Raw genomic sequence first — 18,246 nt, 5'->3', positions numbered from 1 at the left:
TCGGCGAACGCCATGAAAGGTCCTTTCCTTGCAAATTTCGCAAGGAAAGGACCTTTCATTGCGTTCGCCGGACGGCACACCGGCGCGACCAGGCCTGGCCTCGCAAGTAGTCGACCACTGGCGACGTCCTGCAGTGAGCCTTTTCATCCTGGTGGTGGCTCGGGGCTGAAGGGCCCTTTCCCCGCATCGCATGTGGTGAAAGCGCCCTTCGCCGCGTGAGATGAGGGGAAAGGGCCCTTCAGCTGCGCCGGTCGCGACCTTGGCCATGCCCACTCAAGTGTCATGAGGGGTCCCCATAGGACGAAAAACGTCCCATGGGGACCCCTCATGACATGGGTGGCGGGGAGCGGCCCGAGACCTGACCCCTGACACCTGTCACCCCCAGGTCGTGACGCGCGGCCCAAGGCCGCGAGCCCCGGGCGCGACAAGCTCGGGGTATGCGAGAACAAGACATCACCGCCGGAGCGGCGGTCAGGCTTTCCGGCCTGCGTAAGCATTACGGCGACATCCACGCCGTCGACGGCCTCGACCTCACGATCGCGCCGGGCGAGGTGGTCGCCCTCCTCGGCCCCAACGGCGCCGGCAAATCCACCACGGTCGACATGATCCTCGGCCTCACCGTGCCCGACACCGGCACGGTGACCGTCTTCGGCCGCGAGCCGGGCGACGCGGTCGGCGACGGGATGATCGGCGCGATGCTGCAGGGCGGCGCGCTCGTCGAGGATCTCACCGTCGCCGAGACCGTCGGCATGGTCGCGGCCCTGCACCGCGACCCGATGCCCGTCCGCGAGGCGCTGCGCCGGGCCGGGGTCGAAGATCTCGCGAACCGGCGCTCCACCAGGCTTTCCGGCGGGCAGAAGCAGCGCGTGCGGTTCGCGGTCGCGCTGGTGAGCGACCCCGACCTGCTGATCCTCGACGAGCCGACCGCCGCGATGGACGTCGGCACGCGTCGCGAGTTCTGGAAGTCCATGTACGAGTACACGGAGTCCGGGCGCACGGTCCTGTTCGCCACCCACTATCTCGAAGAGGCCGAAGAGTTCGCCGACCGTGTCGTGCTGATGCGGTCGGGGCGGATCGTCGCGGACGGTTCGGTCGCGCAGGTCCGTGCGCTGGCAGGGGGACGCACGGTCCGCGCGGTGGTGCCCACAGTGGCGGAGCCGGTGATCGCGGGGCTGCCCGCGGTCACCGGCGTGGAATTCCGCGGCGATCGCGTCGCCATCTCCAGCTCCGATTCCGACATCACGCTGCGGGCGCTGCTGACCCAGGTTCCCGAAGCGCACGACATCGAGATCAGCGCCGTCGGCCTCGAAGGCGCCTTCCTTTCCCTGACCACCGAAAACACCGAGGAAGCCGTCCGATGAACCCGACCTATCTCAAGACCGAGATCGTCCGCACCTTCCGCTCGACCAGGTTCGTGGTCTTCGCGATCGCCTTCCCGGTGTTGATGTTCTTGTTGCAGGTCAACGTTTTCGGTGCCGCCGACGTGCACATCGCCGGGGTGATCATGGTCAACATGATGGCCTTCGGCACCTTCTCCGCCGCGATGACGAGCGGCGCGAAGCTGGCCGTCGAACGGTCCACGGGCTGGCAACGCCAGCTGAGGCTGACCCCGCTGACCGGCCCGGGCTACCTCAGTGGCAAGGGGCTCTCGGCGATGCTCGTCGCGCTCCCGTCCCTGTTCCTCGTCCCGCTGGTCGGCGTCCTCTTCCAGGGCATCCACCTCGACGCCTCCGGCTGGCTGCGGCTGGTGCTCGGCATCTGGATCGGCGCGATCCCGCTGGTGCTGCTCGGCCTGCTGCTGGGGCAGTTCGGCACGCCGGATTCGATGCAGCCGGTGTCCATGGTCGTCACACTGGGGATGGGCTTCCTCGGCGGACTGTGGATCCCGATCGACGGGATGCCGTCGTGGTTGGCCGACCTCGCCAAGGTGACCCCGACGTACTGGCTGATCCAGCTGGTCCGCCCGGTCGTCACGGACCATCTCGTGGTGAGCTTCCCGGCGGCGCTCGGTGTCCTCGCGGCGTGGACCGCGGTCCTCGGTGCGCTGGTGGTCAGGCGTTACCGTAAGGACAGTGCGCGGGTCTGAGAAGGGTGAACCGGTGAACGACTACCCGGGCAGGGTGAAGACGGGCCTGAACAGCCGTGAGAACTGGTGGTCGGACATGCCGCCGCGGACCGGCAACGGGCCCCGTCCCGCGAAGTGGGTGGTACTCGGGCTCGCCTTCATCGTGCCGAGCTTCATCCCCACGATGGTCGAGCTGACCACCGACGGGATCACCGCGGAAGAACTGGTGGTCGCCGGTCTCCTGCTCGTCTACGGGGCCTGCTACCTGCTGTTCCCGTTCGCCCTGCCGCCTTCCCGGCGGAAGACGACCTACGTCTTCTCGGTGCTGATGCTGCTCATCGGTCTCGCTCTGGTGTTCCTGCACGGCAACAACCCGTACATCCTGATCTACGCGACAGCGGTCCTGGCCTTCTCGCTGCCGCCGGCGTGGGCGCTGATCCTGGACGGCGGCGCCCTGCTGCTGGTGCTGGGTGTCCACCTGATCCTCGGCAAGGACGATTTCGGCGACCTTGTCGCGGTCGTCTCGATCACGGCGGCGATGTTCTTCATGGCGAACCTGGTCCGCGCGGTGCGCAAACTGGAGGCGGCGAACCAGGAGATCGCGACGCTCGCGGTGGCGGGTGAACGGGAGCGCCTGGCGCGGGATCTGCACGACATCCTCGGCCACAGCCTCACCACGATCACGGTGAAGGCCGGACTCGCCCGCCGGATGCTGGAGAGCGGCAAGGACGACGGCCGCGCGCTGGAGGAGATCCGCGAGGTCGAAGGCCTGACCCGCAGCGCGCTGTCGGATATCCGTGCCACGGTGTCGGAGTACCGCGAGGTGTCGCTCTCGGCGGAACTCGCCGGGGCGCGGGCGGCGCTGCGGGCGGCCGAGATCGACGCCGACCTGCCGCACGCGGTGGACAACGTCGAACCGGGTCTGCAGCGCACTTTCGGTTATGTGCTGCGGGAAGCGGTCACGAACGTGCTCCGGCATTCCGAGGCGAAGCGGGTCACGGTCCGGTTCGGCGAGCGGTGGCTGGAGATCGAGGACGACGGCCAGGCCGTCGAAGCCCCGGCCGGGAACGGCCTGCGCGGGCTCACCGAGCGGCTGGACGCCGTCGGAGGCACGCTCGAGGCCGCTCCCCGGCCAGGAGGAGGATGGCTGGTCCGGGCCGAGGTACCGGCCACCGTCGTGGTGAGCGATCCGCGTGCGCCGTTCACCGAACCCGCTGGAGAGTGTGCGTGATCCGGGTCCTGCTCGCCGACGACCAGGCGATGGTGCGCGGGGCGCTGGCCACCGTGCTCGGCCTCGAAACCGACATCGAGGTGGTCGCCCAGGTCGGCTCGGGCGACGAAGTGCTGCCGCGGGCGAAGGAGACGTCGCCGGACATCGCGCTGCTCGACGTCCAGATGCCCGGCAAGGACGGCCTCGAAGCCGCCGTCGAGCTGCACCGTGCGCTGCCGTCGTGCCGGATCATCATCTGCACCACCTTCGGCAGACCGGGGTACCTGGCGCGGGCGATGGCGGCGGGCGCGGCCGGGTTCGTGGTCAAGGACGCCCCGCCGGAACAACTCGTCGACGCCGTCCGCCGGGTCCACAGTGGACTCCGGGTGGTCGATCCCGCGCTCGCCGCCGAATCGCTCGCCACCGGCACGAGCCCCCTCACCGGTCGTGAGCACGACGTCCTCAAGGCGGCGAAGGACGGCAGCACGGTGGCCGACATCGCCCGTGCGCTGCATCTTTCCGAAGGCACCGTCCGTAACCATCTTTCGGCCGCGATCGGCAAGACCGGAGCCAGGACGCGGGCCGAGGCGGTGCGGCTCGCGGAAGACCACGGTTGGCTCTGAGCGCACCGGGCACCTCTGCGAGAATCACCGGCGTGAGTACCGCCGAACGGACGAAACCCACGCGGGCGAACTGGGTGCGCCGGACCGTGGCGGGTGTGCTGCTGGTCGTCCTCGCGGTGATCGGCGGGACGGCGTTCCGGGTCTGGCAGGTCGCGCGGGAGGACGTGCGCGACCGGGCCGACGTCATCGTGGTGCTCGGCGCGGCCCAGTACAACGGCAGGCCGTCGGAGATCTTCGAGGCGCGGCTGGCCAAGGCGAAGACGCTCTACGACCAGGGCGTCGCCAAGACGATCGTCACCGCGGGCGGCAAACGGGCCGACGACAACTACACCGAGGCCCAGGCGGGCGCGCGGTGGCTGCGCAAACACGGCGTCCCCGAGTCGGCGACCCTCCCGGTCGGTGAGGGCAGCGACACCCTGCGCAGTCTGCGGGCGGTCGCCGAGCAGGTGCAGAAGCGGGGCTGGAAGACCGCCGTGCTGGTCAGCGACCCGTGGCATTCCTTCCGCGCCCGCGTGATGGCCGACGACTTCGGACTGGAGACCTGGACGTCGCCCACCCATCGCGGTCCGATCGTGCAGACCCGCGAGACGCAGGCGCGCTACATCGTCCGCGAGACCGGCGCGCTGCTGTACTACCGGCTCACGAAGTCCCCGGCGGACGCTCTGTTCGGTACCGGCGAGGTCTGACAGCCGATACGTGTCGGTGATCGCGCTTAAGCTGGGCTGGTGAGCGACATCTACACCCCGGCTGACACCGCGCGCCTGCTGCCCGAGCGGCCCAAGGGCGCGGCGCTGGAGGGCGCCGAGGACGGGCGGAGCGCCTTCGCCCGTGATCGGGCGCGCGTGCTGCATTCCGCGGCCCTGCGGCGGCTGGCCGGCAAGACCCAGGTGGTCGGCCCGGGGGAAGGTGCCGAGGTCAGCGGGGTGCCGCGCACCCGGCTGACGCATTCGCTGGAGGTCGCGCAGATCGGCAGGGGGATCGCGGACGAGCTGGGCGCGGACCCGGATCTGGTCGACACCGCCGGGCTCGCGCACGACATCGGGCACCCGCCGTTCGGGCACAACGGCGAGCGCGCGCTGAACGAGGTCGCGCAACCGTGCGGGGGCTTCGAGGGCAACGCACAGACTCTGCGGATCCTGACCAGGCTGGAGCCCAAGGTCCTGCTGGAGGGCGGGGTCGTCGGCGGGCTGAACCTCACCCGCGCCTGCCTCGACGCCTCGACGAAGTACCCGTGGCAGCGTGAAGAGGGAAACCCGAAATACGGCGTCTACGCCGACGACGCCGAGGTGTTCGCGTGGGTCCGCGAGGGCGCGCCCGAACGGCGCACCTGCCTGGAAGCGCAGATCATGGACTGGGCCGACGACGTCGCGTATTCGGTGCACGACGTCGAGGACGGGGTCCTGGCCGGGCGGATCTCGTTGCAGGTACTGGCCGACGTCGAAGAGCGGGCGGCGGTGGCCGAGGCGGCGCGGAGGTTTTCGGACCAGTCGCAGTCCACTTTGGAGGGTGCGGCGAAGGAACTGCTCGACCTGCCGGTGGTCGCGGAGCTGACCAAGCCCGGTCTCGACGGATCGCTCAAGGCACAGGTGGCGCTGAAGCGGCTGACGAGCGAACTGGTCGGCAGGTTCGCGACGGCGGTCGTCGGCGCGACGCGGAAGGTGCACGGCGAGGGCCCGCTGAGCCGCTACTCGGCGCAACTGGTCGTCCCGGAGCAGGTCGCGGCCGAGGTCGCGCTGTTCAAGGCGCTCGCGCTGCGGTACGTGATGAGCGACAGGCGGCGCCTCGCCATGCAGGACGGCCAGCGCCAGACGCTCGCCGAACTGGTCGGGGCGCTGTGCCGCCGCGCGCCGGACGCGCTGGACGGCCTGTTCCTGCCCGCGTGGGAGGCGGCGCCGGACGACGCGGCCCGCCTGCGCGTCGTCGTCGACCAGGTGGCCTCGCTCACGGACGCCCAGGCCTACGCGTGGCACGCCTGGCACACCGGCCGCCACGGCTGAAGGGAACTTTCGGACAGGAGACGGACGGGCCCGTGCACGGTACGGTCTGCGGCATGGGCGCTGTCGAGAGCCACCTCCGGTTTGGTCTGGACCTCTACCGAGTGCTGGCGAGCCGCGCGGAGAACGCGTGTTTCTCGCCGTACTCGATCGCGAGCGCGCTCGGCCTGGTGACGCAGGCAGCAAAGGGCAGGACCAGAGACGAGCTGATCGACCTGCTCGGCGACCCGGACGAACTCGCCGACCTGCTGGGCAAGGCCTCGACGCTGCTCGACGACGGCCCGGAACTCGCGGTCGCGAACACGCTCTGGGCCTGGGACGGGCTCACCCTCGAAGACTCCTTCCGTGAGGAACTGGCGACGTGGCCGGGCGGCAAGGTCGCGAGTGCCCCGTTCCGCGCCGATCCGGAGGCCGCGCGGCGGCTGATCAACGCCGACGTCGCCGAGGCCACCCACGACCTGATCCCCGAACTCCTGAAGCCGGGGAACGTCGCGCCGGACACCGTCGCCGCCATCGTCAACGCGCTGTATCTCAAGACCGCGTGGATCAACCCGTTCCGGCGTGACAACACCGCGGACGCCGACTTCCACGCACCGTCCGGAACGCGCAAGATACCCACCATGTGGCTCCAAGAGCAGCTCGACCACGCCCACGAGGACGGCTGGCAGGCCATCCGGCTCAGCGCGGAGGGCGGCGTGGAGACGGTCGTCCTGCTCCCGGACGGAGACCTCGACGAAGCCGAACTCGACGCGGGCAAGCTGGCGCGGCTGCTGGAGAGCCCCCGGTCCAAGACGCTCAGCCTGTCGCTGCCGAAACTCAAGCTCGACGTCGCCAGCCCGCTGACGGGGAAGCTGCAGGAACTCGGTGTGCGGACCATGTTCACCGGGGCCGCAGATCTCACCGGGCTCGCCGACGACGACAGGCTCGAAGTGTCCGAGGTCGTCCACCAGACGGTGCTCCGCATCGACGAACAGGGGCTCGAAGGCGCCGCCGCGACAGCGGTGCTGATGCGGTTGACGTCGATCATGGTCGACGAACCGCTGGAGGTCACCGTCGACCGCCCGTTCCTTCTGCTGGTGAGGCACGCCTCGACGGGTGTGATCTACTTTCTCGCCCGCGTAGTCGAGCCGTGAGGATGGTCAGTGAGTCTTTTCCAGGCTGAGGCGGCCGAGGTGGAGGCCGAGGAGACCCCCACACGACCTCGCCGGTTCACCGGCGCCGACGCCGCCATCATGGGCGGCTTCCTGTTGTTCGCGTTCCTGCTCTACAACGGGTTGTGGCTCGACCTCGAAGAGGGCTACCTCTGGAACAGCGCGTCGGACCAGAACCTGTGGGAGTGGTTCTTCTCCGTCACCGCGGACAACGTGCTGCACCTGAAGAACCCGCTCACGACACAGTTCCAGAACCATCCGCTCGGCGTGAACCTGATGGCCAACACGGCCATGCTCGGTGTCGGCATCCCGCTGGCGCCGGTCACGCTCGCCTTCGGCCCGACGGTCACCTGGGCGATCGCGCTCACCGGCGGTCTCGCCGGCACCGCCGCGGCCTGGTACTGGGTCTTCTCGCGGCATCTGGTCACCCACCGGGTCGGCGCGGCGATCGGCGGCGCGTTCTGCGGGTTCGCCCCGCCGATGATCTCGCACGGCAACGCGCATCCGAACTTCGTCGCCTGGTTCGTCCTGCCGTTCATCGCGCTGCTGGTCTTCAAGATCGCCCGCGGTGAGCGACCGGTCCGCAACGGGATCTTCCTCGGCCTCCTGGCGGCGTACCAGATCTTCCTCGGCGAAGAGCCGCTGCTGATCTTCGCGATGGCTTTCGCGATCTTCGCCGTCGCCTACTTCGCGACGAATTACCGCGAGTTCCCGCCGATGGCGAAACCGCTGGGGATCGGGGTCGGCGTCGGCGTGCTCGTGGCGCTGGTGCTGTGCGCTTACCCGTTGTGGTGGCAGTTCTTCGGCCCGCAGAGCTACCAGGCGATCGAGCACGGTCCCGTCGGCAACGACACGGCCGCGTTCACCCGGTTCGCGACGCAGTCGGTCGCCGGGCAACCGCAGGCCGCGGCGGACGTGTCGATGAACCGCACCGAGGAGAACGCCTTCTTCGGCTGGCCGCTGATCGTGCTGATGGTGGTGATCACCGTCTGGCTGTGGCGCGAGGTGTTCGCGCGGGCGCTGGCGATCTCGATGTTCGTGATGGCGTGGCTTTCGCTCGGCGTGCAGCTCGTCGTGGTGCACGAGGAGACCGGGATCCCGGGGCCGTGGAAACTGCTGTCGGAACTGCCGCTGTTCGAATCGCTGCTGGAATCGCGGCTCGCGATGGGCTGTATCCCGCTCATCGGCGCGCTGCTGGCGCTGGCGACCGAGCGCGTCTACACGGCCGCGTCGAAACTGCCGGAAGTGCCGGGGGAGCGGGGATTCCCGTTGCGGCTGGTGTGGATCGGCGTCGTCATCGCGGTGCTGCTGCCGATCGCGCCGACGCAGCTGATCGTGAAGGACCGGCCGCCGACGCCGAGGTTCCTCGCCGACGGCACCTGGCGGACCTACGTCGCGCCGGGCGGCACCGTGGTGCCCGTGCCGTTGCCGAGTTCCGGTGAATCCGAGCCGCTGCACTGGCAGATCGACGCCGGACTCGGCTATTCGATGCCGGAGGGCTACTTCGTCGGGCCGAGCGGACCGGAGGACAAACGCGGCCGCTACGGCGCCATCCAGCGGCCGACGTCGGTCATCTTCGACCAGATCAAGCAGACCGGGGTGCCGGCGACGATCACCGAAGCGCAGCGGGTGCAGGCGCTGGAGGATCTGCGGTACTGGAACGCCGACGTCCTCGTGCTGATCCCGCGCGAACACCAGGACGCCTTCCGGGCCACCGTGGACCTGCTCCTGCGCAAGCCCGCGGAGTTCGTCGACGGCGTCTGGATCTGGGACGTCCGGACGATCACCCCCTGATTCCTCCCGCGTTCAGTCCTCTGGATGCGGTACTGAACGCGGGGGTGGCCGGATGCTCGTTGAGCCACACCGTGCCGCGTTCGAGCCGCGCCGCGACTTCCGCGACGTGCTCCTCGTCCGTGCCCCACACCGATCCGCGCGAGCCGGGCGTGGTGGCGTTCGCCAGTCCGACGGCTTCGTCCACTGTGGAGCATCGCACGATCGGCAGTGCCGGGCCGAACTGTTCCTCGCGCACCACGCGCATCCCGTCGTGCGCCTCGGCGAGGATGGCCGGGGCGAAGAAATACCCCGGCCCGCCGAGCCGCCCGCCGGTGGCGATCCGCGCGCCGTCCGTCCGCGCTTCCTCGACGAGCCCCGCGACGCGGTCGTACTGACGGCGGTTGTTCACCGGGCCGAGCTGTGTCCCGGGTTTCCGCCCGTCGCCCACCACGGTCCTCTCCGCCAAGGCCGCGAGCGCCTCGACCACGCCGTCGTACGCGGATCCGACGGCGTAAACCCGTTTGACCGCCATGGACAGTTGCCCGCAGTTGGTGAACGCGCTCCAGAACAGCTTTTCCGCGATCGCGCCGGGATCGGTGCCGGGGAGGACGATCGCGGGATCGTTGCCGCCCCGTTCCCGCGTCAGCCGTTTCAGCCCGGGCGCGCCGGCCAGCCGCGCGCCGACCGGATCCCGCCCGGTGAGCACCGTCAGCACCCCCGGCGGCAGCACTTCCGCCAGCATCCGGCCCAGATACAGGGTGGTGAGCGGGGTGTGCGGCGACGGTGCGAGCACCACCGTGTCACCCGCGGCGAACGAGGGCGCGAGGTCCGCCGCGGCCAGGCGCACGGGGAGGTGCCACGGCGTGATCGCCGCGACCGGGCCGTGGCCGGCGAGCGGTGGCGCACCGGCGAAATGCCGGAACAGCGCGGCGGCCTCGGCGAACTCGGTTTCGGCTTCCCGCAGCGGTTTTCCCTGTTCCTCGGTCAGCACGGGGGCGAGTACGGGCGCGACCTCCTCGACGACGACCGCGCACGACATCAGCGCGGCGTGCCGCTCCGAGGCGCGCCAGGCAGGCCAGGCCCGGACGGCGGCCCGTACCGCTTTGTCGACTTCGGCGGGGCCGGCGTCCGGGACGGTCGTGATCGGCTGCCCGGTCGCGGGATTCTCGACGGCGAGCCTCGGATGGTCCATGTGTTTCCTCCGGTGGGCAGAGTGCGGAGGGATCGCCGAAGAGACCGATGTGACGGCATCGGTGGTATCGAAGGAGGCCTTCACTACCGTGCGACAGGCGGGAGGCTCCCCGATGAGGCAGGGTGCGCCCCCATGACTGTCCATAAGGGACGGTCTTCAGCGAATAGGTGTCCGATTGATGCCTGTTTGTGCGGTCCCGCGCGGGGTCGTGAGTGGGAAAGAGGGTTAGAACGCTGTTTGCCACTCACGACCACCTCGCGAGACCGCGCAAAACGCGCAAATCGGACATATGTAGCCCGAGGGAATGTCCTTTGTGGACGCCCCAGCCACGGCCCGGCTTCCGTCAGCCAGTCCGGGCTGCCCAGGGACACGACATGTTTGCCTTACCCCTCAAATATCGAAGGAATCGCGGAGCGTAAGCGTACCTTCGCTGATCGAATGGGGGTTCCGGCGAAAAGGCTAAATCCGGGCCCGTCGCGGCCGCGTGGCCCACGTCACCGGGGAGCGTCTGTCACGTCCGCGCCCGCCGCGTCGTCCACCTTTCGATCGCAACCGCACGAGGAGGACATCATGCCGCGCATTCCCGCCGTCAAGACCGCCGAAGCCGGTTTCCTGCTGAAGCTGATCTACCGGTTCGCCGGAAAGCGCTTCGGCGCCGTGCCCGAGCCGATGGCCGTCTACGCGCACCACCCGGCGCTGCTCCGGGCGAACGGCATGCACGAGATGTTGGCGGAAAAGGCCAGCAAGACGCTGCCCGCGAACGTGCGCGAGCTGGCCGTGTACCGCGTCGCGACCCAGCTCGGCTGCTCGTGGTGCATCGACTTCGGGACCATGCTGCAGTTGCACGAAGGACTCGACATCGAACGGCTGAAGAACATCGACGACTACGCGAAGTCGCCCGCCTTCACCGGCCAGGAACGGCTCGCGCTCGCGTACGCCGACGCGATGACCGCGAGCCCGGTGACCGTCACCGACGAGCAGGTCGCCGAACTGGAACGCGAGTTCGGCCGCAAGGGCGTCATCGAGCTGACCTACCAGATCGGCCTGGAGAACATGCGTGCCCGGATGAACAGCGCGCTCGACATCACCGCGCAGGGCTTCACCTCGGGCGACGCTTGCCGGATCCCGCTGCCCTGACCCCCCACGTCCCTCATCGAAATGCGTTTCGTCCTCTGAATGCTGTCCTTGCACACGCAAGTACCGCGTTCAGAGGACGAAACGCGGTCAGGCGCCGACGCGGGACCTGGCGGTGGTGAGCTTGTCCGGGTTCGCCATGTCGTAGATCGCCACGATCTTCCCGTCGCGGATCGCGAACGCGTCGACGTGCTCGTCGAGCGCCCGGTAGTCGCCGGAGGCGGCCTGCGGCGGGAGGTAGCACCCGACGTCGCCGTTGACCAGCGCGAACCTCGCCTTCTCCATCCCCGCTGGGTCGTACATCCGCATGAGCCCCTGGAACAGCCGGGTGACCTTGTCGAAGCCGACGACGGTACGCACCGCCGTGCGCGCCTTCCCGCCGCCGTCGCCGACGAGGACGACGTCGGGATGCAGCACCTCGGCCACCGCCTGGATGTCGCCGGTGAGCATCGCGGTCATGAACTTCTCGATGATCTGCTGCTGCTCGGCGAGCGCCGTCCGGGGCGGCGGATCGGCGTCCGCGACCGCGCGACGCCCGCGGGAACCGTGCTGCCGCGCGGCCTCCACGGTGCAGCCGAGGATCCCGGCGATCTCCCCGAACGGCACCGAAAACGCGTCGTGCAGGACGAACGCGACGCGCTGCTCGGGGGTCAGCCGGTCGAGGACCACCATCGCCGCCATCCGCATCCCGTCGTCGCGGACGGCGATGGTCAGCGGGTCCTCCGACGACGGCGTGCCCAGCGGGCCGAGTACCGGCTCGGGCAGCCATTCGCCGACGTACCGCTCGCGGCGCACGACGGCCGACCGCAGCCGGTCGAGGCAGATCCGGCTGACGACGGTGGTCAGCCAGCCTTGGAGGTCCTCGATGGCCGCGCGCCGGGCCTCGTCCAGCCCGCTCAGCCGCAGCCAGGACTCCTGGACCGCGTCTTCGGCGTCGGACAGCGTGCCGGTGAGCCGATAGGCGACCGACACCAGATGGTGGCGCAGTGCGGCGAACTTCCCGGCGACTTCGTCCAAGGCGGTGGTCATTCCCCGAGTGTGCCGCACCGGGCTCCGGGAGGAAGAACTACAGTAGGGGGGTGGCAGGACGGATTCGGGAGAGCGACATCGCGGAGGTGCGCGAGCGCAACCGGATCGACGAGGTCATCGGTGATTACGTGGCCCTCCGCAGCGCCGGCGGCGGCAGTCTGAAGGGGCTTTGCCCGTTCCACAACGAGAAGACCCCGTCGTTCAACGTGCGCCCCACCCACGGCACCTTCCACTGCTTCGGCTGTGGCGAAGGCGGTGACGTGATCAAGTTCATCCAGAAGATGGATCTGATCTCGTTCGTCGAGGCCGTCGAGCGGCTCGCGGACCGCGCGGGCTTCCGGCTGACCTACGAAGGCGGCGGCGGGAGCGTCCAGCGCGATCGCGGCACCCGCGCCCGGCTGATCGAGGCGCACCGCGCGGCCCAGGAGTTCTACGCCGAACAGCTGCTCACCCCGGACGCGCGCGCGGCGCGGGACTTCCTGTCCGAGCGGGGTTTCGACGCCGCCGCCGCGCAGACGTTCGGCTGCGGCTACGCCCCGGCGGGCTGGGACAAGCTCACCAAGCATCTGCTCAACCGCGGGTTCGAGGTCAAGGAACTGCTCACGGCCGGACTGGCCAAGGAGGGGCAGCGCGGGCCGATGGACCGGTTCAACCGGCGGCTGCTCTGGCCCATCCGCGACGTCGGCAACGAGGTGGTCGGATTCGGCGCGCGGCGCCTGTACGACGACGACCGCGTCTCGGCGAAGTACCTGAACACCTCGGAATCGCCGATCTACAAGAAGTCGCAGGTGATGTTCGGCCTCGATCTGGCCAAACGCGAGATCGCGAAGCGGCACCAGGTCGTCGTGGTCGAGGGCTACACCGACGTCATGGCGATGCACGCCGCCGGGGTGCCGACGGCCGTCGCGTCGTCGGGGACGGCGTTCGGCGAGGATCACATGAAGGTGCTTCGCCGGCTGATGATGGACGACGACGCCTTCCGCGGCGAAGTGATCTTCACCTTCGACGGTGACGAAGCGGGCCAGAAGGCGGCGCTGAAGGCTTTCGAAGGCGACCAGACCTTCGCCGGGCAGACCTACATCGCGGTCGCCCCCGACGGCATGGATCCCTGCGAACTGCGGCTCGCCAAGGGCGACACCGCCGTACGCGATCTGGTCGCGCGCCGGATCCCGCTGTTCGAGTTCGCGATCAAGAGCATGCTCAAGGGCTTCGACCTCGACTCGGTCGACGGGCAGGTCGCGGCGCTGCAGAAGACCGTCCCGATGGTCGCGGGCATCAAGGACCGCGCCAGCCGTGACGGCTACGCGTCGAAGCTCGCCTGGTGGGTCGGCTGGCAGGACGCGGCGCAGGTGGTGAACCGGGTCCGCGGCAGCGCCGGTGCCACCGCGAAACGGTCGTCCACCATCGAGGTCCGGCGGCCGGCCCAGGCGGCCACCGCCACCATGGAGGAGGACCTGCCGAGGCCCGCGCCCGGCGACCCGCGTTTCATCGCGCAGCGGGAGGCCCTCAAAGCGGCGCTGCAGCAACCGATGCTCGCCGGGGCGGAGTACGACGCGCTCCCCGAGGACGCGTTCACCCACCCGGTGTACGTCGCCCTCCACAAGGCGCTGCTGGCCGCCGGGGGAGCGGGTTCCGGGCTGACCGGCCCCGCCCTGCTCGACGCCGCCACCCCGCACTGTCCACAAGGGACCGTGCGGCGGGTGCTCAGCGAACTTTCGGTGGAACCGCTGCGCGCCAAGGGCGAAGTCGACTCGCGCTACATCTCCGCACAGCTCGCCGCGGTGCAGGAGGCCCTGGTCGGCCGCCAGATCAACGAGATCAAGTCGAAGCTCCAGCGGCTTTCCCCGGTCGAGGCGCCGGACGACTACCGCGCGCTGTTCGGCGACCTCGTCGCCCTCGAGCAGTACCGGAAAGCGCTGAAGGAACAGGCCATCGGCGGATTGGACTGAGTGCTCATGGGCTGGCTGCGTCACCTGCTGGGTGACCGTGTCCCGGCGGATTTCGACGGCACGCTGGACGACGGCGAGCACGTCGTCGGGAGCGCGGCGGTCGAGGGCGGCGGCTATCTGCTCGTCACGGCACTGGGGCTCTGGATTCCCGGGCCCCGCCGGGTCGGCTGGCATCTGGTCGGCAAGGCCGCGTGGTCCGACGGCGTGATCACCCTGACCGAATGCGAGGAGACCGGCACCGCCGGGAAGGCCGTGCTGCTGGCCGACAAGGCGCCGGTGCGGTTCAAGCTTCCCCGGCCGGGCAAGGTGCCGCTCCTGCTGCGGCAGCGGGTCGACGGCTCGGTCCGCGAACGGCACCGCAAGGACTTCGGGACCGGGGGAGCGTGGTTCGTCGAGCGCAAGGTTCCCGGCCAGGACGGCACGGTGCTGCAGGTGCGGCCCGATCCTGGCACCGACGTCGACCTGGTCAAGGCGATCGCCGAGGAAGCAGCGGAGAAACTGGCCAAGCCCCGCGGCTAGCAGTACGCTCGTACTGTATCGCTGGGAGGCGCCATGTGGGATCCGGTCAAGTACCTCGACTACGCCGAACTGCGGGCCCGGCCGTTCCACGACCTCGTCGCGCGGATACCGGCCGTGAACCCCCGCCGGGTCGCCGACCTCGGCTGCGGACCCGGCAACCTGACCGCCGGCCTGGCCGAACGCTGGCCGGACGCGATCATCGAGGCGAGTGACAGCTCCCCCGAAATGGTCGAAGCCGCGCGCTCGCGAGGCGTCGACGCCCGGGTCCTGGACGTCAAGGACTGGGTGCCGGAGCCGGACACCGACGTCGTCATCTCGAACGCCGTCCTCCAGTGGGTCCCGGAGCATCGCGTGCTGCTCCGCCGCTGGGTGGAGCGCCTGCCGTCGGGGGCGACGCTCGCGTTCCAGGTTCCCGGCAACTTCGACGCCCCCTCGCACGCCCTGGTCCGCGCCCTCGCGCGCACCGAGGAGTGGGCTTCGCGCCTCGCCGACGTCGTCCTGCGGGAGAACGAGGCCGTCGACAGCCCGCTCGGCTACGGCAACCTGCTCGCCGACGCCGGATGCGCCGTCGACGCCTGGGAGACGACGTACCTGCAGCGGCTGTCCGGGGAGAACGCCGTCCTCGAATGGATCACCGGTACCTCGCTCCGGCCGGTCAAGGAGGCCCTCCCGGCGGCCGATTGGGACCACTTCCGGGCGCAGATCGCCCGTGAGCTGGACAAGGCCTATCCGCCGCGTCCCGACGGCACCACCTGGTTCGAGTTCCGGCGCGTCTTCGTGGTCGCCGTCGTCCCCTGACCGGGGGAGCCGAAAGGGCCCTTCACCGCATCCGACGCAGTGAAAGGGCCCTTCGCCGCGTCACATGCGGCGAAGGGCCCCTTCAGCTCTTGTCTCAGGGCACGGGTCAGCGCTGGGTCCGCCCGAACCGCTCACCGACCTTGGCACGGGCGATCCCGGCGGCGCCCTGCACCATGGGGTGGTCGGCGATCTTGCGGTAGGTCCGCACGATCTGCTCGTACCGTCCCCGGCCGGCCTTCGCGCCCAGCACGTAGCCCGCGGCCGCACCCAGCAGGAACATCTTCATCCGAGTCCACGCCTCCGTTCGATCTTGCTCCGGCTGTCATTGTCCCTCAAAACGCGAGCTTGACGAGGTGGGCGCGGAAAGTGGGGGTGGGTGTGCGGCCGCCAGGGGCCATGGGCTAAAGTTCTCTCATCGGTCGGAGCGATCCGGCCGGTGCGGAGCACAATCCCCTGTAGCTCAACTGGCAGAGCATTCGGCTGTTAACCGGAGGGTTCTTGGTTCGAGTCCAAGCGGGGGAGCTCAAGCCCAGGTCGGTGACCTGGGCTTCTTCGTTTTCCGGGCTCGTCTCGAACCAAGAGATGATTTAGCGATTACAAACCGGAGGGGTCCAGCATCCCCTCCAAGGCCGCCACGTTGGCCTGGTTCGACGCCCTCGGCTTCCGGTAGTGCCGTTCGACGACGGCCACCGTGTTGCCCAGCTGATCCGCGATCGCCGTGCTCGGCCGGTCCGCTTCGTCGAGCACCAGACCGACCGTCTTCCGGAACACGTGACTGGTGACCCACCCGTAGCCGATCGCCTTCATCGCCTCTTCGATCCTGTTGATCACGTTCGACGGGTCGAGGAGCCCGCCGGCGAACGAGGCGAACAAGGGGCCATCGCCAGCGGCCTCGCGGCGCCTCTCCCACATCGCCATCGACCATTCCGGGACGATGAGCAGCAGGCCGTCGACCCCGCCCTTGCGCAGGTGCTCCCGTCGGAGCCCCGCTCCCGTGACACGGACGACGTGATGCCCGATCGTCACAGTCGAGGCATCAGGGTCGACGTCCGAACCGAACATCGCGAGCAGTTCCCCGATGCGGACGCCGGTCGACAGCATCGCCTCCATGATGTCCGGCAGGTCCAGCCAGATGCGTCCCCGGCGGCCCAGCGATCGCCCTCGCGAGTCGGCCTGACGAGTAGGTCCGTAGGCACGGAGCTTCGCGAGAAGATCGATTCGCTGACTCGTGGTCAACGAGAGGATCTCCTTCTTGCCTCCCCGCGACAAGCGCCTCAGTGAGCGGACGGGATTCACGTCCATGGCGCCGTGCCGGACCGCGTAGTCGCACACGCCTGCCAGTGCCGCTTTGACGAGCTTGGCCGTGTCGTAACTCCTCTTCATCCGCGCGTTCCTGACGACCCGGTCGCATCGGGACACTCGGACCTCGTGGCACTGAAGTTGTCCCAAAGCGGGGCGGACCCAATTCTTCAGTACGCGGCGATAGAGACTCACGGTGCCGGCCGCCAGATTGCCGAGTTCGGCCTCCAGTTCCAGTTCCTCCAGATACAGGTCGGCGACGACATCCAGCCGGGTCTCCTTGCCGATGTCGTCGCCTGTGGCCTCGTCGGAAAGCTGGAGTAGTGCCTCTTTCAGACGGTTGACGGCCTGCGTCTTCGTGGCGGCCACCCGCCGGACGAGTCGCCGCGACCCGTCCCCGGCTCGGAAGTAGGTGCGCGCCTGGTAGCGCGGGCGGCCGGATTTCGTCGATGGCAACTTCAGTGTCGTGATGACACCGTATGCGCCGACAGGGGTAGGAGGGCGTCCCATTTCGTCGTTACCTTCTTGCTCAAGCTCCTGGGTTCAAGAACCTGTCTATCGCCGCGTCCGGGACGAGGTAGTAGCGACCGGCGTTGACGGCGGCGAGCTTGCCCTCGTGTATGAGGCGCAAGACCGTCTCGTAGGGGATGCCGAGCTGAAGCGCGGCCTCGCCAGGCGTCCAGGCTTTGCGTGGCAATGTGTCTTCGTCGCTCACGAAGGCCTCCTGGGTAGCCGGTGCGATGGTCCGGTGAAGGCATGCGTGCTGAACTGGGTCTTTCATTCACGACGGGGTACCGCCGATCCGGTGAACGTCCGTTAGGATCACTTTCGACTGTTGGTACGGACAACTGCCGCATCACATAACGAAAGGCTTTTCATGGCTCAGAAAGTCGTCGTCCAGATCGTGGACGATATCGATGGCGGGACCGCGACCCAGACCGTTCCGTTCGCGCTCGACGGTGTCTCGTATGACATCGACCTGTCGGACGAGAACGCCGAGGCACTGCGTGAGGAACTCGCGCGGTATGTCGCGGCGGGTAAGCGCGTTGGCGGCCGTCGGGTCAAGGTCGCCACCGGGCAGGCGACGAGCGCGGGTGCCGCTGATGGTGCGAAGCGGCCGGTCGACCGCGAGCGCACTCAGGCTGTCCGTGCCTGGGCGAGCGAAAACGGATACGCGGTCGCCGAACGCGGCCGGATCCCCAACGAGATCTACGAAGCCTTCGACGCGGCGGAGTTGGCAGCGTCGCAGCCGACAGAAGAAGCCCCGGCCCGGGCAGCGCGCAAGCGTTCGCCGCGGAAGAAGAAAGCAGCCGACGACTGAGACGGCTGCCCTCAGTGTTGTCTGGTCGTTCTTCGAACCTCGGGCCGCCTGGACGAACAACGGCCCGCTCCGGATTCTGGGGCGCGGCGGAGCGGGCCGTTGCTGCCTTCTTTTCCGACCATGGCCCCGAGGTCTTGCTGAATATCCGGAAGCAAGGTTCGACTGGGGAGTCCCGAGCCTCGGAGATTC

Annotated in this window: 18 protein-coding genes and 1 tRNA gene; 14 read left to right on the top strand and 5 right to left on the bottom strand. The window is 69.0% G+C overall.

Translation table 11 applies throughout. The features are described 5' to 3' along the window. The first annotated feature begins 437 nt into the window (after nt 1-437). The 8 genes from SD37_RS30650 to SD37_RS30615 are packed head-to-tail and all read left to right on the top strand — an operon-like array spanning nt 438 to nt 8,837. Entirely contained in the window at nt 438-1,361 is a 924-nt protein-coding gene (locus SD37_RS30650) for an ABC transporter ATP-binding protein (RefSeq protein WP_044855571.1), read from the top strand. Then, nucleotides 1,358-2,086, top strand: a complete 729-nt coding sequence (locus SD37_RS30645) for an ABC transporter permease (RefSeq protein WP_044855570.1) — start codon at nt 1,358-1,360, stop codon at nt 2,084-2,086. Before SD37_RS30650 ends, SD37_RS30645 begins: the two co-directional genes overlap by 4 nt. Nucleotides 2,087-2,099: 13 nt before the next feature. After that, complete coding sequence (locus tag SD37_RS30640) at nt 2,100-3,296, top strand: sensor histidine kinase (RefSeq protein WP_044855623.1); 1,197 nt, start codon at nt 2,100-2,102, stop codon at nt 3,294-3,296. Beyond that, nucleotides 3,293-3,898 carry a response regulator transcription factor gene (locus SD37_RS30635; protein ID WP_044855569.1) on the top strand — a complete coding sequence of 202 codons (606 nt, stop codon included), beginning with the start codon at nt 3,293-3,295 and terminating at the stop codon, nt 3,896-3,898. The genes SD37_RS30640 and SD37_RS30635 overlap by 4 nt, the downstream gene beginning before the upstream one ends. A gap of 32 nt (nt 3,899-3,930) precedes the next feature. Beyond that, nucleotides 3,931-4,584, top strand: coding sequence for a YdcF family protein (locus SD37_RS30630; protein ID WP_044855568.1), 654 nt, complete (start codon nt 3,931-3,933; stop codon nt 4,582-4,584). A gap of 39 nt (nt 4,585-4,623) precedes the next feature. Then, on the top strand, nt 4,624-5,895 hold the full coding sequence (locus SD37_RS30625) for a deoxyguanosinetriphosphate triphosphohydrolase (RefSeq protein ID WP_174567868.1): 1,272 nt from the start codon (nt 4,624-4,626) through the stop codon (nt 5,893-5,895). 53 nt (nt 5,896-5,948) lie between these two features. Then, a complete protein-coding gene (locus SD37_RS30620) occupies nt 5,949-7,025 on the top strand; it encodes a serpin family protein (protein WP_044855621.1) in 1,077 nt (358 codons plus the stop codon). A gap of 9 nt (nt 7,026-7,034) precedes the next feature. Continuing rightward, the gene (locus SD37_RS30615; RefSeq protein WP_044855567.1) at nt 7,035-8,837 is read left to right on the top strand and encodes a hypothetical protein; all 1,803 of its coding nucleotides are present in this window, start codon (nt 7,035-7,037) and stop codon (nt 8,835-8,837) included. Here the strand turns inward: SD37_RS30615 and SD37_RS30610 are convergent. Continuing rightward, nucleotides 8,827-10,008, bottom strand: a complete 1,182-nt coding sequence (locus SD37_RS30610; RefSeq protein ID WP_044855566.1) for an aldehyde dehydrogenase family protein — start codon at nt 10,006-10,008, stop codon at nt 8,827-8,829. The genes SD37_RS30615 and SD37_RS30610 overlap by 11 nt on opposite strands. Nucleotides 10,009-10,578: 570 nt before the next feature. On the opposite strand from SD37_RS30610, the gene SD37_RS30605 reads away from it, so the two are divergent. Further along, a complete protein-coding gene (locus SD37_RS30605) occupies nt 10,579-11,145 on the top strand; it encodes a carboxymuconolactone decarboxylase family protein (RefSeq protein ID WP_044855565.1) in 567 nt (188 codons plus the stop codon). Between the two features lie 87 nt (nt 11,146-11,232). On the opposite strand, the gene SD37_RS30600 is transcribed toward SD37_RS30605, so the two are convergent. Continuing rightward, nucleotides 11,233-12,171, bottom strand: coding sequence for a sigma-70 family RNA polymerase sigma factor (locus SD37_RS30600; RefSeq protein ID WP_044855564.1), 939 nt, complete (start codon nt 12,169-12,171; stop codon nt 11,233-11,235). Nucleotides 12,172-12,221: 50 nt separating this feature from the next. On the opposite strand from SD37_RS30600, the gene dnaG reads away from it, so the two are divergent. Genes dnaG through SD37_RS30585 form a run of 3 tightly spaced genes read left to right on the top strand, consistent with a single transcriptional unit; the run spans nt 12,222 to nt 15,437 of the window. After that, the gene (dnaG, locus tag SD37_RS30595) at nt 12,222-14,120 is read left to right on the top strand and encodes a DNA primase (RefSeq protein WP_044855563.1); all 1,899 of its coding nucleotides are present in this window, start codon (nt 12,222-12,224) and stop codon (nt 14,118-14,120) included. A 6-nt stretch (nt 14,121-14,126) separates the two neighbouring features. After that, nucleotides 14,127-14,639: a hypothetical protein gene (locus SD37_RS30590; protein ID WP_044855620.1), complete on the top strand. Its 513-nt coding sequence runs from the start codon at nt 14,127-14,129 to the stop codon at nt 14,637-14,639. 33 nt (nt 14,640-14,672) lie between these two features. Then, nucleotides 14,673-15,437 carry a trans-aconitate 2-methyltransferase gene (locus tag SD37_RS30585; RefSeq protein WP_044855562.1) on the top strand — a complete coding sequence of 255 codons (765 nt, stop codon included), beginning with the start codon at nt 14,673-14,675 and terminating at the stop codon, nt 15,435-15,437. A gap of 106 nt (nt 15,438-15,543) precedes the next feature. Here SD37_RS30585 and SD37_RS30580 read toward each other — a convergent pair whose 3' ends face one another. Beyond that, nucleotides 15,544-15,723 carry a hypothetical protein gene (locus SD37_RS30580; protein ID WP_037310417.1) on the bottom strand — a complete coding sequence of 60 codons (180 nt, stop codon included), beginning with the start codon at nt 15,721-15,723 and terminating at the stop codon, nt 15,544-15,546. A gap of 163 nt (nt 15,724-15,886) precedes the next feature. Between SD37_RS30580 and SD37_RS30575 the strand changes: the two genes are divergently transcribed. Then, nucleotides 15,887-15,959 (top strand) — tRNA-Asn (locus SD37_RS30575). A gap of 72 nt (nt 15,960-16,031) precedes the next feature. Here the strand turns inward: SD37_RS30575 and SD37_RS30570 are convergent. Together SD37_RS30570 and SD37_RS30565 are read right to left on the bottom strand one after the other, a co-directional pair. Next, complete coding sequence (locus SD37_RS30570) at nt 16,032-17,246, bottom strand: tyrosine-type recombinase/integrase (RefSeq protein WP_083255129.1); 1,215 nt, start codon at nt 17,244-17,246, stop codon at nt 16,032-16,034. 19 nt (nt 17,247-17,265) lie between these two features. Continuing rightward, nucleotides 17,266-17,451 (bottom strand): excisionase family DNA-binding protein, encoded by a 186-nt coding sequence (locus SD37_RS30565; protein ID WP_065913019.1) that lies wholly within the window; start codon nt 17,449-17,451, stop codon nt 17,266-17,268. Nucleotides 17,452-17,613: 162 nt separating this feature from the next. On the opposite strand from SD37_RS30565, the gene SD37_RS30560 reads away from it, so the two are divergent. Then, entirely contained in the window at nt 17,614-18,057 is a 444-nt protein-coding gene (locus SD37_RS30560) for a histone-like nucleoid-structuring protein Lsr2 (RefSeq protein WP_044855560.1), read from the top strand. Nucleotides 18,058-18,246: the final 189 nt, after the last annotated feature.

The organism is Amycolatopsis orientalis (assembly GCF_000943515.2).
Lineage (GTDB): Bacteria > Actinomycetota > Actinomycetes > Mycobacteriales > Pseudonocardiaceae > Amycolatopsis > Amycolatopsis orientalis.
Note: the sequence above shows the minus strand (reverse complement) of the source record. Positions and strands in the feature narration are given on the sequence as shown.

Bases quoted from the DNA above. Each gene is read 5' to 3' on its own strand.
- SD37_RS30590 (WP_044855620.1), top strand. From the start codon at position 14,127: ATGGGCTGGCTGCGTCACCTGCTGGGTGACCGTGTCCCGGCGGATTTC.
- SD37_RS30585 (WP_044855562.1), top strand. From the start codon at position 14,673: ATGTGGGATCCGGTCAAGTACCTCGACTACGCCGAACTGCGGGCCCGG.
- SD37_RS30650 (WP_044855571.1), top strand. From the start codon at position 438: ATGCGAGAACAAGACATCACCGCCGGAGCGGCGGTCAGGCTTTCCGGC.
- SD37_RS30600 (WP_044855564.1), bottom strand. From the start codon at position 12,171: ATGACCACCGCCTTGGACGAAGTCGCCGGGAAGTTCGCCGCACTGCGC.
- SD37_RS30580 (WP_037310417.1), bottom strand. From the start codon at position 15,723: ATGAAGATGTTCCTGCTGGGTGCGGCCGCGGGCTACGTGCTGGGCGCG.
- SD37_RS30605 (WP_044855565.1), top strand. From the start codon at position 10,579: ATGCCGCGCATTCCCGCCGTCAAGACCGCCGAAGCCGGTTTCCTGCTG.
- SD37_RS30610 (WP_044855566.1), bottom strand. From the start codon at position 10,008: ATGGACCATCCGAGGCTCGCCGTCGAGAATCCCGCGACCGGGCAGCCG.
- SD37_RS30570 (WP_083255129.1), bottom strand. From the start codon at position 17,246: ATGGGACGCCCTCCTACCCCTGTCGGCGCATACGGTGTCATCACGACA.
- SD37_RS30560 (WP_044855560.1), top strand. From the start codon at position 17,614: ATGGCTCAGAAAGTCGTCGTCCAGATCGTGGACGATATCGATGGCGGG.
- SD37_RS30620 (WP_044855621.1), top strand. From the start codon at position 5,949: ATGGGCGCTGTCGAGAGCCACCTCCGGTTTGGTCTGGACCTCTACCGA.
- SD37_RS30645 (WP_044855570.1), top strand. From the start codon at position 1,358: ATGAACCCGACCTATCTCAAGACCGAGATCGTCCGCACCTTCCGCTCG.